18 protein-coding genes and 3 pseudogenes are annotated in these 15,411 nt (G+C 59.9%); 10 read left to right on the top strand and 11 right to left on the bottom strand.

Translation table 11 applies throughout. The features are described from left to right. Positions 1-162 precede the first annotated feature (162 nt). Both B0B13_RS03875 and B0B13_RS18245 read right to left on the bottom strand, forming a co-directional pair. Entirely contained in the window at positions 163-450 is a 288-nt protein-coding gene (locus tag B0B13_RS03875) for a hypothetical protein (RefSeq protein ID WP_139337299.1), read from the bottom strand. 236 nt (positions 451-686) lie between these two features. Further along, the gene (locus B0B13_RS18245) at positions 687-842 is read right to left on the bottom strand and encodes a hypothetical protein (RefSeq protein ID WP_170872352.1); all 156 of its coding nucleotides are present in this window, start codon (positions 840-842) and stop codon (positions 687-689) included. Between the two features lie 240 nt (positions 843-1,082). Here B0B13_RS18245 and B0B13_RS03870 point away from each other — a divergent pair, with 240 nt between their 5' ends. Together B0B13_RS03870 and B0B13_RS03865 are read left to right on the top strand one after the other, a co-directional pair. Continuing rightward, positions 1,083-1,385, top strand: a complete 303-nt coding sequence (locus tag B0B13_RS03870) for a type II toxin-antitoxin system HigB family toxin (protein WP_076794397.1) — start codon at positions 1,083-1,085, stop codon at positions 1,383-1,385. Between the two features lie 2 nt (positions 1,386-1,387). Continuing rightward, positions 1,388-1,816 carry a helix-turn-helix domain-containing protein gene (locus B0B13_RS03865; protein WP_083703608.1) on the top strand — a complete coding sequence of 143 codons (429 nt, stop codon included), beginning with the start codon at positions 1,388-1,390 and terminating at the stop codon, positions 1,814-1,816. A gap of 359 nt (positions 1,817-2,175) precedes the next feature. On the opposite strand, the gene B0B13_RS03860 is transcribed toward B0B13_RS03865, so the two are convergent. The 3 genes and pseudogenes from B0B13_RS03860 to B0B13_RS19050 all read right to left on the bottom strand — a co-directional run. Beyond that, positions 2,176-2,460, bottom strand: coding sequence for a hypothetical protein (locus B0B13_RS03860; RefSeq protein WP_139337298.1), 285 nt, complete (start codon positions 2,458-2,460; stop codon positions 2,176-2,178). After that, positions 2,405-2,635, bottom strand: a complete 231-nt coding sequence (locus B0B13_RS19055) for an acyl-CoA dehydrogenase family protein (protein WP_083703607.1) — start codon at positions 2,633-2,635, stop codon at positions 2,405-2,407. The genes B0B13_RS03860 and B0B13_RS19055 overlap by 56 nt, the downstream gene beginning before the upstream one ends. 58 nt (positions 2,636-2,693) lie before the next feature. Then, positions 2,694-2,807, bottom strand: a pseudogene (locus B0B13_RS19050) (IS3 family transposase); the annotation flags it as partial. Between the two features lie 175 nt (positions 2,808-2,982). On the opposite strand from B0B13_RS19050, the gene B0B13_RS03845 reads away from it, so the two are divergent. The 5 genes and pseudogenes from B0B13_RS03845 to B0B13_RS18675 all read left to right on the top strand — a co-directional run. After that, entirely contained in the window at positions 2,983-4,287 is a 1,305-nt protein-coding gene (locus B0B13_RS03845; RefSeq protein WP_076794615.1) for a CitMHS family transporter, read from the top strand. A 21-nt stretch (positions 4,288-4,308) separates the two neighbouring features. Further along, positions 4,309-5,667, top strand: a complete 1,359-nt coding sequence (locus B0B13_RS03840; RefSeq protein ID WP_076788284.1) for an acyclic terpene utilization AtuA family protein — start codon at positions 4,309-4,311, stop codon at positions 5,665-5,667. Position 5,668: 1 nt separating this feature from the next. Next, on the top strand, positions 5,669-5,986 hold the full coding sequence (locus B0B13_RS03835; RefSeq protein ID WP_076788282.1) for an AtuA-related protein: 318 nt from the start codon (positions 5,669-5,671) through the stop codon (positions 5,984-5,986). A 321-nt stretch (positions 5,987-6,307) separates the two neighbouring features. Next, positions 6,308-6,541 carry a FitA-like ribbon-helix-helix domain-containing protein gene (locus B0B13_RS03830; protein WP_076788281.1) on the top strand — a complete coding sequence of 78 codons (234 nt, stop codon included), beginning with the start codon at positions 6,308-6,310 and terminating at the stop codon, positions 6,539-6,541. Then, positions 6,528-6,716 (top strand): annotated as a pseudogene (locus tag B0B13_RS18675) (PIN domain-containing protein); the annotation flags it as partial. The gene B0B13_RS03830 and the pseudogene B0B13_RS18675, both read left to right, overlap by 14 nt. A gap of 5 nt (positions 6,717-6,721) precedes the next feature. On the opposite strand, the gene B0B13_RS03820 reads toward B0B13_RS18675, so the two are convergent. From B0B13_RS03820 to B0B13_RS03805, 4 genes are all read right to left on the bottom strand, one after another. Then, the gene (locus B0B13_RS03820; RefSeq protein ID WP_139337297.1) at positions 6,722-8,134 is read right to left on the bottom strand and encodes an MFS transporter; all 1,413 of its coding nucleotides are present in this window, start codon (positions 8,132-8,134) and stop codon (positions 6,722-6,724) included. A 161-nt stretch (positions 8,135-8,295) separates the two neighbouring features. Then, on the bottom strand, positions 8,296-9,705 hold the full coding sequence (gene gnd / locus B0B13_RS03815; protein ID WP_076794395.1) for an NADP-dependent phosphogluconate dehydrogenase: 1,410 nt from the start codon (positions 9,703-9,705) through the stop codon (positions 8,296-8,298). A 75-nt stretch (positions 9,706-9,780) separates the two neighbouring features. Next, a complete protein-coding gene (locus tag B0B13_RS03810; RefSeq protein ID WP_076794394.1) occupies positions 9,781-10,584 on the bottom strand; it encodes an EAL domain-containing protein in 804 nt (267 codons plus the stop codon). A gap of 283 nt (positions 10,585-10,867) precedes the next feature. Beyond that, positions 10,868-12,997 carry a 3-hydroxyacyl-CoA dehydrogenase NAD-binding domain-containing protein gene (locus tag B0B13_RS03805; protein ID WP_076794393.1) on the bottom strand — a complete coding sequence of 710 codons (2,130 nt, stop codon included), beginning with the start codon at positions 12,995-12,997 and terminating at the stop codon, positions 10,868-10,870. A gap of 178 nt (positions 12,998-13,175) precedes the next feature. Between B0B13_RS03805 and B0B13_RS17695 the strand changes: the two are divergent. Beyond that, positions 13,176-13,295, top strand: a pseudogene (locus B0B13_RS17695) (LysR family transcriptional regulator); the annotation flags it as partial. Positions 13,296-13,314: 19 nt separating this feature from the next. Here the strand turns inward: B0B13_RS17695 and B0B13_RS03795 are convergent. Then, positions 13,315-14,415: a DNA topoisomerase IB gene (locus B0B13_RS03795; RefSeq protein ID WP_076794392.1), complete on the bottom strand. Its 1,101-nt coding sequence runs from the start codon at positions 14,413-14,415 to the stop codon at positions 13,315-13,317. A gap of 70 nt (positions 14,416-14,485) precedes the next feature. On the opposite strand from B0B13_RS03795, the gene B0B13_RS18240 reads away from it, so the two are divergent. Together B0B13_RS18240 and B0B13_RS03790 are read left to right on the top strand one after the other, a co-directional pair. Then, entirely contained in the window at positions 14,486-14,635 is a 150-nt protein-coding gene (locus B0B13_RS18240; protein WP_170872351.1) for a hypothetical protein, read from the top strand. A gap of 17 nt (positions 14,636-14,652) precedes the next feature. Beyond that, positions 14,653-14,868 (top strand): hypothetical protein, encoded by a 216-nt coding sequence (locus B0B13_RS03790; RefSeq protein ID WP_076794391.1) that lies wholly within the window; start codon positions 14,653-14,655, stop codon positions 14,866-14,868. Positions 14,869-14,878: 10 nt separating this feature from the next. Here the strand turns inward: B0B13_RS03790 and B0B13_RS03785 are convergent, their stop codons facing one another. Then, positions 14,879-15,160 carry a hypothetical protein gene (locus tag B0B13_RS03785; RefSeq protein ID WP_076794390.1) on the bottom strand — a complete coding sequence of 94 codons (282 nt, stop codon included), beginning with the start codon at positions 15,158-15,160 and terminating at the stop codon, positions 14,879-14,881. Between the last annotated feature and the right edge of the window lie 251 nt (positions 15,161-15,411).

The raw sequence follows: 15,411 nt of genomic DNA, 5'->3' as shown, positions 1-15,411 counted from the left end.
GAATTATCTAGGTTTCTCAAAGAAATCAATAAGCCAGTGTGGTCGCTTGATACGTCCAGCTTGGAGAGCGATGAAATTTCCGATGCCAAAGCATCCACTTCCTGCGCACGAGAGTGCCAAAAAAACTAAACTTTTAAGGTAGCCTGGCCACGGCGTTCCCCGTCACGTGTGCCAAAAATCCCGTGCCGCTCCTGTCACGCTGTGCACGATGATTGGGTTCGCAAAACGCTTGTTGACCATATAACTCATGGTCGATTCGACAAATGCTGTGGGAATCGTTTCGTGGTGCCGATAGCGATGTTGCGTCGCGCATAGATTGAGCGTTAATGTGAAAAGTTGTTGCGTGATCAGCCAGGACGATGTTTTGTTGATTACCGCGCGCAGCACGAGATATGAGGGATAACAAGATGGCCAGGGCTGCTCTGATATCGTGCCATCTTTCTCAAGCATCGTACAAACATCAAGAGCAGGATGGCCATGCATCGCATTGTATTTGTCTTTCTCTCCTTTGAGCGGCGAAATTCTACCGATCGTTGTGACATCTTCAAATTAGAGCGTGGCTTCCTACCACAGATCGCGCTCCAGAAAGCGCGTTGCGCGTGTCGACCGCGTTGGCGTAGCATCGCCATTGGGTTGCCGCACAGGTAGCCGGCGCCGATCCACCATATGAACATGGCTGTTCAGCATCACCAGTGCTGATTGGCCGGCGACAGCAGCCCGTTAAAGGGTCGCCACGTCGCGAGAATACTTGCCCCGTTGTTCGGCAACCAGCGGCTGGCCGGCTGCGGATCGACCAGAAATACCTTGAACCGTTGCAGATCCTCGTGCGTGAGCGATGACATGGTAAGCGTACCGCTGCGCGGTCTCGAGCGCGCAGCGATTGGTGCCGTTGTGCCCGTCCAGGCGGTCGGGGAGCGTAAGCGAGTCGAGCGGTGGCACGGGGGCGAGTTGAGCCAGGGTCACAGGTCGGGCGTTTTGAAGGTGAGGTGAAGCGGGAGCTGGCAGCTGCCAGCTGACGGCTTTTACACGACATTATATAGGCGATACCTTGACAAATTATATCAAAACGATATAATTCACTCATGCACATCATTTCCCTCAAGATGCTCCGCGATTTCTGGCAAAAACATCCGGAGGCAGAACAGGTGTTACGGCAATGGCACTCAGTGGTGGAGCATGCTGAGTTTAAAGATTTCAACCATGTCCGGGCGCTTTTTAACTCAGCCGACTACGTACCGCCTTATGTCGTCTTTGATGTCGGCGGGAACAACTATCGCGTAGTAGTCATTGTTCGATACAGATTCAAAAAGGTGTTTGTTCAGAAAGTTATGACGCATCGGGAATATGACGACTGGACCAAGCTCTATCACAAAGGCAAGGTGTAATCATGCAAGGCACGCATACGCACTTCAACATTCAAGCGATCCAGGCATCGTGGCAAACTTTTGATGCGATGGCGCACCTGCACCCTATCCACGGCGATGCGGACTATGATCATATGGTCGCGTTGATGAATGCGCTGCTGGACGTTGCAGGAGATGATGAGGAGCATCCCCTATCCGGCTTACTTGACCTTGTCAGTGATCTGGTTTCGAGATATGAGCAGGTGCGCTATTCAATCGAGGCGGCCGAACCTAAAGACGCGCTAAAATTCTTGATGGGCGTGCGCCGGCTTAAACAGGAAGATCTGTCGGAGGTGGTGCCCCAAAGCAACCTTTCCGCAATTCTGGCAGGTAAGCGAAAGATCAGTGCGACGCTAGCGGGCAAGTTGGGCAAGTTTTTCGATGTAAGCCCTGCCTTGTTTATCCCACGCTAAAACGATCAATGTCGGGAGACGAACCGGTAGTACGAGGGATGAAAGCATGCAGACACTCCCGTTACTTGTGCGATTCACGGACATCGTTTCAACTAAAATGAGGCGATGGACCGAGAGATTGCCGTGCGATTACGTTAGGTGCGCATGTCTCACGACGCCGGCAACGCCGGCCTCGTGTGCGCGCAACTGTGGTTATCAAATGTGGCGATTAAGTTTACGATTTCGTAAACTTAATAGTCGGGTTAGTTTTCCGATCGTGCAAAAATGCTAGCATGACCGACGCGCCCTGTTCTTATCGATTCGGCCGTTTTGCTTAACAATTTTTGGGCATCACTGTCGACGGTTCGCAAGTGACTGCTTCATACGGCTTGTTCCCGCGTGCGAGATTTGCCCAGCGCATGTGTTGGCGGGCGTTGCCGCCCAATAGGGCCGGTGATCCGGCCTAATGCAGACTTGGCTGACGTGCGCTGCTGCACGTGCCGCGCTTTTTCAGTGCCGGCGTTGATGCAATGCAGCGCCGCCAAGCTGCCTTCCAGCGTGCCAATTTGCTCGCGTGCGTCCCCGAGTTGCGCCTGCAGCGCTTGCAATTCAGCGTGGTGCTGCGCTGCGTTCTGCTCGTGGGCAGGTCCGGTTCGCGTTGCCACAATGCGCTGGCGCATTGAGCGCGACTACCAGGCCCGCGTCCTTGAGCCGCCCTACCCGATAGACGAGCTCGCACGCGGCATCGAGGTTGACTTTCATGTCGGCGAGGCGATGGGAGATGGCTTGATTCTTTCCAATGGGCTGGCCGAACTGGCGGCGGGTACGCGCGTGGGTAATGCATGCTTCAAGGTGGCGGGGTAATCTCCCCGCTTTCCACGGGGTTCAGAAGTAGGAACTATGCGGTCATGGCCAGCCGCTGTTTTGGCGTCAATCCGCCCAGGGCCATGTTCGGGCGATCGTGATTGTCAGTCCACATCCAGTCGGTCGCGAAACGCTGAACGTGCTCCAGGTCCTCCGCGACCCATCCCCTAGAGAGTGTGCGTTTGTAATCAACTACTCCATGTCGCGAAGCTTCCTATCCATTGCGTTTTATGAATGCTGCAATCAAATCATTTCAATTGATCTATCGATGCAATCGATCTACCCTAGACCTGTGATCAAAAGAAAAATTGGGGATCGAATACATGCTGCCGTTACTGGGGTTCGCCACCATTGTGGTTTTGCTCGCCGCCATCCTCTCGAAGCGAATGTCGCCGTTGGTAGCGCTGATTGTGGTGCCTATTGCGGCATCACTGCTTGGCGGCTTCGGGTGGCAGACTTGCGAGTTCGTGATTGGCGGCTTAAGGAATATGGCGCCGGTGGTGGGCATGTTCGTATTTGCGATTCTCTATTTCGGGACGGTGACGGACGCTGGCATGCTCGATCCAATTATTGATCGCATTCTGAAGATGGTTGGCACGAAGCCAACACGCATTGTCATGGGAACGACACTACTGGCATTACTGATTCATCTCGATGGCTCAGGAGCCGTGTGTTTTCTCGTGACGATCCCAGCGATGCTGCCACTTTACGATCGCTTGAAGATGGATCGTCGTGTGCTGGCGGCAGCCGTATCGATGGCGGCGGGCGTGAATTTTTTGCCGTGGACCGGACCCACGATCCGCGCATCCGCTTCTTTGCATCTGCCAGTGTCGTCGCTTTTCAACCCGCTTATACCCGTGCAGGTGGTGGGGCTGGTGTTCGTATTTGGCATCGCATATCTACTAGGTCGCCGCGAGGAGAAACGGCTCGGATCCGCTTGGGTTAACAACTCAGGGCCGATGCCAGAGCGCAAGCTCACGCGGGAGGAAAGCGAAATTCGCCGCCCCAAGTATTTTTGGTTCAACGTCGTGTTGACTTTGTGCGTGCTTGGCACGTTGGTGCTAATAGGTGACAAGATCCCGCCCGCGATCGTATTCATGGTTGGACTATGTATTGTTCTATCGGTCAACTATCCGAACGTGGAGATGCAGCGTAAGCGTGTGGATGCGCATGCGCGAGCTGCATTGATGATGGCGGGTGTTTTATTGGCGGCCGGCGTTTTTACCGGCGTGTTGCAAGGTAGCGGCATGCTCAAAGCGATGGCACAGTCCACCGTCAATCTTGTGCCTCAAGAGATGTCTAGCCACATCCCGTTTACGCTGGGGCTCCTCGCGATGCCGATGAGCATGTTGTTTGATCCTGATTCGTTCTATTTTGGCGTGTTACCTGTCGTCGCAGAAGTGGCAGGGCAACTGGGTGTGCCGGCAGTGCAGGTCGGGCAGGCAGCGTTGCTCGGGCAAATGACCACAGGCTTTCCCGTTAGCCCGCTTACGCCAGCGACATTCCTTGTGATCGGACTGTGCGGTATCGATCTCGCCGATCATCAAAAGTTTACCTTCCCTTTGCTATTCGGCACATCGATTGTCATGACTGTCGCCGCTGTTGTATTGGGTGTTTTCCCCTTGTAAGCCTTCACTGAGAATCATGCCATGGCTGTAATTCATCAACGGCGCTGTGTGCGAATCGGGGCGGGTGCCGGATATTCGGGCGATCGGATAGAACCCGCTGTCGAACTGGCGGCGCATGGTGCGCTGGACTATCTCGTATTTGAATGCCTCGCCGAGCGAACTATTGCGATTGCGCAGCAGATGCGGCGCGACAACCCTGAACGGGGCTACGACCCGTTGCTCGATGCTCGCATGACGGCGGTTCTGCCTGTCGCTGTGCGCAATGGCGTGCAAATCATCTCCAATATGGGCGCAGCCAATCCGGTTGCCGCTGCACGCAGGACCGCTCAGATTGCGCGCTCACTAGGTTTGCACGGTTTAAGGATTGCCGCAGTCACCGGAGACGACGTGCTTGCCCTCGTGCGGCAGGGCGATTTTTATTTCGAGGAGTCGGGCGATAGTGTGACATCGTATGCCGAGCGGCTCGTTTCAGCGAATGCTTATCTGGGAGCGGCACCCATCGTCGATGCATTGACGGCCGGCGCCGATATCGTGCTGACGGGCCGCGTCGCCGATCCTGCGCTTTTCACCGCGCCGTTGATCTACGAGTTCGGCTGGGACATGAATGATTGGGACAGGCTCGGACGAGGCACCGTCGTCGGGCATTTGCTCGAGTGCGCGGGTCATGTTACGGGCGGCTACTTTGCCGACCCCGGTTTCAAGGACGTGCCCGATCTCGCCCGCCTGGGGTTCCCCATCGCGGAGGTCGAGCCCGACGGAACGGCCGTCATGACGAAGGTTGCTGATGCCGGCGGTTGCGTAACCGAGGCGACGTGCAAGGAACAATTGCTTTATGAGATACACGACCCGAGTCGCTACCTGCAGCCTGACGTCGTGGCAGATTTTACCGGGGTCCGCGTATTCGAAGAAGCTCCCGACCGCGTCCGCATAGCAGGAGGCCGTGGTACTGCGCGTACCGATACACTGAAGGTCTCGGTAGCCTATGCGGATGGCTTTATCGGAGAAGGGCAGATGTCATACGGCGGCCCGGGTGCACTCGGGCGGGCGCGTGTCGCACTGGATATCGTTCGAGAACGTCTGCAACTCAGGGGCGTCCAGACTCGCGAGCTGCGCTTTGACCTGATTGGTGTTGACGCACTGCATGGTCCGAGCGCCGGCGCACGCGGCGGCGAACCATACGAGGTCCGTGTACGCGTCGCGGGACGGACCGCTTCGTTAGCGGACGCAGCATGCATCGGCAACGAGGTTGAGACGCTTTATACCAATGGTCCTGCAGGCGGTGGGGGTGCGACCAAGGCAACGCGGGAAGTGCTCGCTGTGCAATCGATCTTGTTACCAAGAGCGCACGTGCGACCGACATTCGAATTTGTGGAGGCGTAAAATGAAGTTGCGCAACCTCGCCCACTCGCGCACGGGTGACAAGGGAGATACGTTAAACATATCGGTCATATGCTATGACAGTCGCCACTATGAGTATCTGCGTCAGACGCTGACGGCCGAACGGGTGAAAACGCACCTACAGGATGTAGTACTTGGCGACGTCGTCCGATACGATTTGCCCAATATCGCAGCGTTCAATTTTGTTGCCCAACACGCACTGGGTGGCGGGGTGACCCGATCGCTTGCGCTGGACGCCCATGGCAAGTCGCTGAGCAGCGCGTTGCTCGACTTGGATCTCGAAGACCCAAAGGATGTTTAATTAGCCTCGTTTTGCGTTTCCATCGCTTCGGTGCAGGCGAGCAGCGCACCGAGGCTTCCTTCGTGACGCTGGATCGCATCGTGTATGACCGGATCGATCGGTGAACTGCATCGACGCCATCGCAGCGGCGAATTGCCGTAGTTTCTGCGCACGTCTGGAGTAAGTCGGTGGACGGCATTCCACCAGCCTCAAACGGTTTTACGCGCGTCTCAAAAGGGCTCCTAACATGATGCAAAAAATTGATTACCCTGGCGCTAGCCGTGCTTGCAACTCTCGCGGCGAACGCTATCGTTGATAGCAATGGAAAGCGGGAGGTGAAACATGGCAAATTTACTGGTGCGCAACGTAGACGACGCGCTGGTCCAAAGTCTGCGCGAGCGGGCCGCAGCACACGGCCGCAGCGCCGAGGCGGAGCATCGCGAGATCCTGGCGCAGGCGTTGCGCAGGCCGCAGCGCAGGACCTTTGCGCAAGCCCTCATGAGTATTCCGAGCGTGGGAAAGGACGCGGACTTTGCCCGGTGCGACGATGGCAAGGCAGCGCATGTATTGGGTTGACACCAACGTCATCAGCGAGGTACGCAAGCGGGAACAAGCAGATCCGGGCGTCATGGCGTTTTTCTGGCAGGCGGCCCTGGAAGATACCGGTCTATATTTGTCCGTGGTGACAGTGGCCGAACTGCGGCGCGGCGTAGAGTTGATCCGCCACCGCGGTGACAAACCGCAGGCAACCCGACCTCACGGCGTCCCGGACCGCGTTGCCCGTCCGCCGGTGATCGACCGGCGTGCCGCATAGGCAAGCAGGGCAGCCGTTGCGGCATTGAACACGAACAGGCCGCTCGGTCCAAGCACGGTCATCGCCACAGACGCAATTGTCGGCCCTGACAGTCCGCCGATCGAAAACAGGATCAACAGCGTCGCACTGATCGCAATGCGTCGGTTTGCGTCGATATGATCATTCACGTAGGAGACGATGAGACCGTAAAGCGTGAACGCCGCAGCGACATACACGAGCGTCGCGATGCCGACAAACCAATGCACGCGCACGATGATCAACGATGCACTAAGGGTTGCGGCCAGCACCGCGAGGTGAAACACCAGCACGCGACGTTCGATGCGGTCCGATAGCTTGCCGATCGGCCATTGCGACAGCAATGCGCCGATCAGCACAATGCCCATGAAGTGCGACAGTTCGCTAACTGAAAAGCCGATGCCGGTCAGGAACACTGGGGTCATCGAATAAAACGCGCCGGACAGCAACCCGGCGCAGATGCAACCGGGAATCGCTAATGGCGTGTCGCGCCACAGGTCGATCGCATGGCCGATCCATGAGCGGGGGCGGCGCACGCCGGCCCGATCCTCGAACACGTGCACTGGCCAGCCTTCCAGCAGCGTGACGGGCAGGATGGCGCCGACAAACAGCGCACCGACGATCAGCAGGTTGCGCCCGCCGGATGCACCGGCTATGTCCAGCAGGAACTGCCCCGCACCGACGCCCAGGTACGTGATCGCCAGGTACGTCGAGAATACCCGGCCGCGCATTGCGTTCGGAACCGCGCCGTTGAGCCAGCTCTCGACGCACGCGTAGACGCCCATGAACGCAACACCGCTGCAAAAGCGCAGTGCGCCGCTGACCCACGGTGAGTCGAATGTGCCAAATGCGAGCGCAGTCAGCGCCGCGCCAGCCGAAAAGGCAACGAACGCCCGATGCTGGCCGATGCGCTCAATCAGCCGGCTGTTGGTCACGGCCCCTGCGACAAATCCTACGTAGTAGCACGACTGCACGAGTCCGACCGCGACCGTTGACAGTCCCGCATGCAGCATCCGGATCGGGATCAGCGTTGTGAATAGTCCGTTGCCGATCATCAGCACCGCGTACGCGGCAAGCAGGCCGGATAGTGAACGCAGCAATGCACCGGTCGGATCCGGTTGAACGGCGGGGCGCGGCAGGTCGTGCCATTGACGCGCGGCTGCCTCGGAGGGCGGCGGCGCGGGCGGGGGTTCCAGCGGGACATCCTGCGCCGGATCGGCTGGCAGATCCGGCAGCGCGTTCGACATAGGCTTTGCCGATGGCTCGGACGCAGCCGTGTCAGAGGCTGTCGTTCTGGGCATTGCCGTCGCCACGTTGAGATCGAGTCGTGGATCGTTCATCCCCGGCCTCCGATGTAGCACGAGCCGGGTAGGCAAAATGACGGCTGGGGCGAAACAGCGTTACGCAGCATGAATATAGAACAATCGATCAACAGGAACGGCTGCGTGTACGCTGCGGTAGGGCGGCACGGCACACGCGGCGCTGTGACAAAGCGGTGCTGCTATATCCAACGGGCGTGGAAACTGCCGGGTTTGTCGATGCGCTCGAACGTATGGGCGCCGAAGCAGTCGCGCTGCGCCTGGATCAGGTTCGCCGGCAATGTTTCGGCGCGGTACGCGTCGAAATACGCAATCGCCGACGCGAACGCTGGCACCGGCACACCGGCTTGCACCGCCGCAATCACAACTTCGCGCAGCGCCGCCTGGTATTGTGCGGTGACATCGCGGAAATAGGGTGCGAGCAATAGGTTGGCTAGCGCCGGATCCTGCGCATATGCGTCGGTGATCTTTTGCAGGAAGCGCGCGCGGATGATGCAGCCGGCGCGGAAAATGCGTGCGATCGTGCCATATGGCAAATCCCATCCATATTCATCGGATGCGGCACGCAATTGCGCAAACCCTTGTGCGTACGAAATCACCTTGCTCAGATACAGCGCGCGCCGGACGGCCTCGACGAACGGCTCGCGCGCGCCCGCCAGCGCGCGCGGCGACGGGCCGCTCAGTTGGCGGCTGGCCGTCACCCGCTCGGATTTGAGCGAGGACAGCATACGGGCGAACACCGACTCGGTGATCAATTGCAATGGCACGCTCAGATCCAGTGCGTTCTGGCTAGTCCATTTGCCAGTACCTTTCTGCGCGGCGCGGTCAAGCACGACATCGACCAGATCTTGGCCGGTCTCGTCATCCTTGCGCGCGAAGATTTTGGACGTGATATCGATCAGGTAGCTGTCAAGCTCGCCTTCGTTCCACTGCGCGTACACGTCGCGCAATTGCGCGTTGGATAAGCCCGCGACATGCTTGAGTACGGCATAGCTTTCGGCGATCAACTGCATGTCACCGTACTCGATGCCGTTATGGACCATTTTCACATAATGGCCGGCGCCGTCCGGCCCCATGTACGCGACACATGGCTCACCATCACCGGCACGCGCGGCAATGCGCGTGAGGATCGGTTTGACACGCTCGTATGCGTCACGCGGCCCGCCTGGCATGATCGACGGGCCGTGCAGCGCGCCTTGTTCGCCACCCGACACGCCAGCGCCGATGAAATGCAAGCCAGCGTCGGCCAGTTCGCGATGGCGGCGCATCGTGTCGGTGAAATGGGTATTGCCGCCGTCGATCAGCACGTCCCCCCGATCCAGCAGCGGCTTGAGCGCAGCAATGGTGTCGTCGGTCGGCGCGCCGGCCTTGACCATTAGTAGAATACGTCGCGGCGTTTCGAGCGATTCGACAAACGCTTGCAACGTATAAGTCGGGACCAGCTTGCGATCTGGGAATGCCGTGATCAACGCGTCAGTGCGCTCACGCGTGCGGTTGTAGACCGATACCGCGTAGCCGCGGCTTTCGATATTCAATGCTAGATTGCGACCCATGACCGCGAGTCCGATCACGCCAATGGCCTGCTTGCCCATGTTGCAGCTCCGAAACGCGTTGCAAGTTTCCGATTGTCGCATCTTCGCACAACTTGCGCGGATCGGTTGAACACCTCAGAGCAATGGCGGTTTCGATTCGCGGTTGAGCAGTTGCGACATCATGGCGCTGTCGATCGGACGATAATAGAAATTGCCGACCATCTCAAAGCATTCGAGATGCCGAAAAAACTCAAATTGTTCGAAACTGTTAACGCCATAGACGGCGATCTTTAGGCCGGTGGAGTGCGCATGTGCCACTAGCAGCCTGGCGAGTGTCTCGCCGGTGCGCGCCTTGGCCGATGGCGACACTAACGCGCCATCGAGCTTGATCCGGTCCAATGGTAGCGTGGCTAGGTGCTCATCGCCCTGCGCGCGAAAACGCACGTCCGTGACGGTGCTTTGGACCTGCAGCGCATGCAGCGCGGACAGCGCCGCATCAGCATGGGTCAAATCCTCGAGCAATGCCGTTTCCGCGATGTCCAGTTCCAGGTAGCGTCCATGCAACTGCGCCTGCTGCAAGATCGCTCCCACGCGTTGCGCAACGTCCTGCACGCGGAATAGCGCAGCGGGGATCGGCACTGCGACACGGATCGGCGGCAGACCAGCTTGCTGCCACTCGTAGTTTTGCTGGCAGGCCTGGCGTAGCATCCACTCGCCTAGCTCGACCGCGATCTCGCTGTCGTGCGCGGCGCTTAGCAGGGCCGATTGGGCGATCGGCTCGCCGTCCAGGGCCGGCCAATACAGCGATACGACGGCCCCTTCTATCCAGCCGCTGGTCAGATCGACCTGGGGTTGATAGCGTAGCCGGAACGTGTTGTCGCGTATTGCCTGTTCCAGACTCTCCTTGAGTGTCATTGATGCGTTAAGACTGGCGTTCATACCATCGATCGTGCTTTCCTTGGCACTGACAACATCCTTGTCGGATTTTCGTCATCGTGTAAAAACTACCCAGTTGATGCGAATCTGAACTTGACTCGTGTTGATTGTTCGTGTGCAGCGTTAGGGTCGCGCCGACCGGACGGCGCTCAATATAGCGACTTTCCAGACGGGCGAATGTCAAGGATGCCAGAGCACAAGCGTCGCGCGACGTCCGGACAACCGGCCAGACGCCGCTCACGCAAAGTATATGCCAGCGGCCCGCCAGGGCGACGGGCTGTTGCGCCTACGCGTTGGCGTGACGGTTCAGGCTCGCGAAGGTGGCGCCTTTGTCCACGAGTTCGACGAGCAACGGCGACGGTTGCCAGAACAACGGATCTTGACGCGCGAATTCCCGGATATCGGCGAGCACGTTCGCCAGACCCCGGGTATCGGCGTAGTGCATCGGGCCGCCGTGATAGCGCGGAAATCCGTAGCCGTGTACGAGCACAACATCCACATCGAGTGGCCGCAAGGCAATGCGCTCATGCACGACGTTGGCGCCCTCGTTGATCATGGCGGCCAAATAGCGGCGCACGATTTCCTCGTCAGTGAATTCGCGCGGTGTTATCCCGGCCCGCTGCCGCTCGGACGCGATGATGGCCTCGACCTCGGGATTGGGCGTGCCGGTGCGTTGGCCCGACTCATACAAGTAGTAGCCCCGACCGGTTTTTTGGCCGAACCAGCCACGTTCGCACAGGCGATCCGGAATCTGTACGTAGCGGGCGCGCGGATCGCGCGTGGCCGCGCGGCGCTTGCGGGCGGCCCAGCCGATATCGCCGCCGGCCAGGTCAATGACCTGGTATGGCCCCATTGGAAAGCCGAAATCGCGGATCGCGCGATCGATCTGGTACGGTGAGGCACCGTCCTCCATCATCGCATCGGCGGCAGCACGATACACGGCCAATAGCCGGTTGCCAATGAACCCGTCGCACACCCCGGCTCGCGCAGGCGTTTTGCGTAGGCGCTTGGCGAACTCGAACGCCGTAGCCACGACGTCGGCATCCACGTTGGCTGGCACGACGATTTCGAGCAGCTTCATCACGTTGGCTGGCGAAAAGAAGTGCAGCCCGATCACGTCGCTCGCGCGCCCGGTGCTGGCGGCAATCTCGTCGATATCCAGATATGACGTGTTGGTCGCCAACACGGCGCCGCGCTGGCAGACGCGGTCCAGTTTCGCGAAAACGGCTTTCTTCACGGCGAGATCCTCGAATACCGCTTCGATGACCAGATCCACGTTGGCCAACGCATCATACGATGTGCTGCCGCTGAGCCGGGACAGTGTGGCGGCACTGGCCGACGCGCTCAGCTTGCCCTTGGCGATCAGTGCGTCGTAGACCCGTTGCACGTGGGCCCGCCCGCGTGCCAGCATCTCATCGTCGCGTTCGATCATGGTTACCGGAAAGCCCGCATCGAGCGCGGCCACCGCGATGCCGGCGCCCATTGTGCCGCCGCCGATCACGCCGACCGTGTCGATCGTGCGCGGCGATGCATGCTGGCTTTCCGGTGTCTTGGCGGCTTCACGCTCGGCGAAGAATGCGTGCACAAGCCCCGCGCGCTGCGGGCTATCAAGGCATTGCAGGAACGCCTGGCGTTCAAGCTTCATCCCTTCATCGAACGGCAAATCGATCGCTGCTTCGATCGCCTCGACAATCTTCAGCGGCGCGAACAGTCCACGCGAGCGGCGCGCGACGTCGGCGCGGGCGGCTTGCACGGCCGCATGGCTCGCGTCGCGATCGGCGAGCGCCTTGGCGGAACGGGTCGGACGTACTCCGGCGTGCGAGGCCAGCAGCGCTTGCACATAGGCCAGGCCTTCCGCTCGCGTGTCGTCGCTCTGGCTGACGCGGTCCAGTAGTCCGAGCTGGAGTGCTTCGTCGATGCCGACATGACGTGCGCTCAACGCCAGATCGAGCGCGGCACGCGCGCCGATCAGTCGCGGTGTGCGTTGCGTGCCACCGGCCCCCGGCATCAGACCGAGCTGCACTTCCGGCAAGCCGAGTTTCGCGCCGGGGGTGGCGATCCGGTAGTGCGCGGACAGCGCGATTTCCAAGCCGCCGCCCAGCGCCGCGCCGTGAATCGCGGCGACCACGGGCTTGCAGCACGATTCGATGCGCTGGCACACCTGTGGCAGCGACGGCGGCAATGGCGGCTTGCCGAACTCACGGATGTCGGCGCCAGCGATGAAGTGGCGGCCCGCGCCGAGCAGCAACACCGCTGCGACCTCGTCGCAAGCTTCAGCGGCGTCGATCGCGTCGATCAGCCCGCGGCGCACCGCGACGCCAAGCGCGTTAACCGGCGGATGGTCAATCGTGACAACCAGAACCTTACCGTGTCGTTCATGGCTCACGGGTTGGGTCGGGGAGGGAACGAGGGTCATTGAGCGTATCTCCGCAATAGGTGGGGGCGCGCGGCGCGCTTCGCCGGCCGATTGTCCAATCGCTGACTTGTATGACACTTACAACAGTGATTGACAGGCTGTCAAAAAATTTTGAACCATCGCGTGATGGCGCCATGTACCATGTGTCATACCCCATGCGCTGCGAGCGCGTGTCACTATGGACCTGACCGCTCTTACGTTGCTGGTCGAAATCCTCGAAGCCGGCAATCTCAGCGAGGCCGCACGCCGGCTGAAGATGTCGCGTGCGAGCGTAAGTTACCACTTGAACGACGCTGATTTCCGAAAATCATCAGGGGTCATCGGGTACGGCGCGACACTGCACGGGCTGTGCGCGCGTGATGGTGAAGCAGGGACGCGAATAGCGCTTCGTCGGCCTTCAGGCGTCGGTGCTGGCGCAGCGGCTTAAGTGTGGCAAGCGCACCTGTTTCGAAAGCCTCGATGACTACGGGATGGATATAGCATTTACGGCATACGGCAGGCGTGTTGCGCAGCAGATCAGCGACCTGCCGGACCGTGTCAACCACATGCCGGCGCGCGCGCGTGAGATTGCATGGCGGAATTTGACGCAGCACGCCAAGTGCAAGGACGCTACCCGCCCACGTTCTGTAGTCCTTGGCAGTGAACCCTGTTCCGCTTATCTCGCGCAGGTATGCATTGATGTCGGTTGAGCCAATGGCATGCCGCTCGCCGTGCTCGTCGACATACTGAAACAGCTCATGACCAGGCAACTCCAGGCAGCGTCGCACGATGCGTACGATACGTGGGTCGTCGATGTCGACGTCGTGTTCGACGCCGCTCTTGCCACGAAACCGCAGCCGCATGCGATTGGCGTCGAACGCTAAGTGTTGTTTGCACAGGGTTGTCAAGCCGTAGGACCGGTTGTCGCGCGCGTATTCGGGGCTGCCGATGCGCACCAGCGTACGGTCGAGCAGCCGTACCAGCGCCGCGGCCACTTTTTTGCGCGGCATCCCCGGACGCTGCAGGTCCCGCGTCACGCGCGCGCGGATCCTCGGCAACGCGCGCGCAAAGTCGGCCATCCGTGCGTATTTGTGCGTATCGCGCATCATGCGCCACGCGGCGTGATAGCGGTATTGCTTACGCCCGCGCGCATCACGGCCGGTGGCTTGCAAGTGACCGTATGGGTCCGGGCAGATCCACACGTCGGTATACGCGGGCGGTATCGCCAGTGCATTGATGTGCTCGATGCGTGCGCGATCGCGAATGCGCGTGCCGCGTGTGTCGAAGTACGCGAACCGGCCATTAACCGCACGGCGCGTATAGCCGGGCTGCGTGTCGCTCACGTACCGCAACTGCTCGCACGCATCGGCATCGTGCGCAGGGCGCTGCCGGCAGCGTGGGGTAGCTCGTGTTTCAGTTGGGGCCGGTGTGTCAGGCATGGTGTTTCACGGCAGCTGCGAGAGAAGGCACGCGGCGCAATCTGCATGCCCGTCACACCCTGGGTCGGGAATGCGGTCTGCTGGAACATTGGCAGGGTGCGCCGGCGTGCCGGGCATCGGTGGCGGCGCTGGTGGGGCGGTACGCGGCGCGGCGGCGGCCTGGCCGTGGGTGCGGGAGGGAAGCTGGCTCGCACTGGGCTCGACCGACACGGGTTTTTAGATTGAGGAGCACGACTAATGGAACGAAAGTCAAATGATGCACCGGCGAAGCCGGGTGAGGCGCGATCTCCGCAACCGGCAGGCGCGCCACGGCAACGCCTTGACGTGCCAACCGCGGCGGATCGCCGACTCACCGAGGCGCAGAAGGCGACGATGACAGGGCATCCGCCCCCACCCACCAACGCCGGGCAGGAGCCACTGCCTGCCCCGAACGGCGTAGGGGAAGATGCGTGAGCGAGCGTGGTCAGTAGCGCGCCAACCGGTTGTCGTCAATGCTGACGCGATTGCCGAGACGCAATTCACCGGGCGACGGCACGTGGAATGTACGAGGCGTGCTGTTGCTGAGCGACACGGCGATTCGATAGCCGGTAAGGTTGGGCTTCGCGTATTGCTGGCCGAGCTTATTGACGACGGCGGCGCTGCTGAGGGCGCCAATCATGGTAGCGTCCATCGGATTGAGGCCGTTGAAGATGCGACCACTACAACGAAAAGCATCCTCATAGCGCGTTGAAATATCGCTCGCCACGCAAGTTCCGAAGCAGGACCGATCCATTAATCATAGTGTGAGGCTGCATCCGGCACCGAAAGGCAAGCCTTGGCCCATGGTGAACGGACGTGACGCTCGTCTAAGCCTAATGCGCCACGGCGAGAGCAAGCATCATCGAACGACTGACCGCGCGTTTTGGCTCATCGGTGACTAAGCAATAATCGCTTTTTAGTCGCTTACGCCTGCAGCAATTGCGCCATTCCACGAAGACGATTTCGGTATAGCCTAGC

It is taken from the genome of Burkholderia sp. b14 (genome assembly GCF_900156195.1).
In the GTDB taxonomy this organism is placed as follows: Bacteria; Pseudomonadota; Gammaproteobacteria; order Burkholderiales; family Burkholderiaceae; genus Mycetohabitans.
Note: the sequence above shows the minus strand (reverse complement) of the source record. Positions and strands in the feature narration are given on the sequence as shown.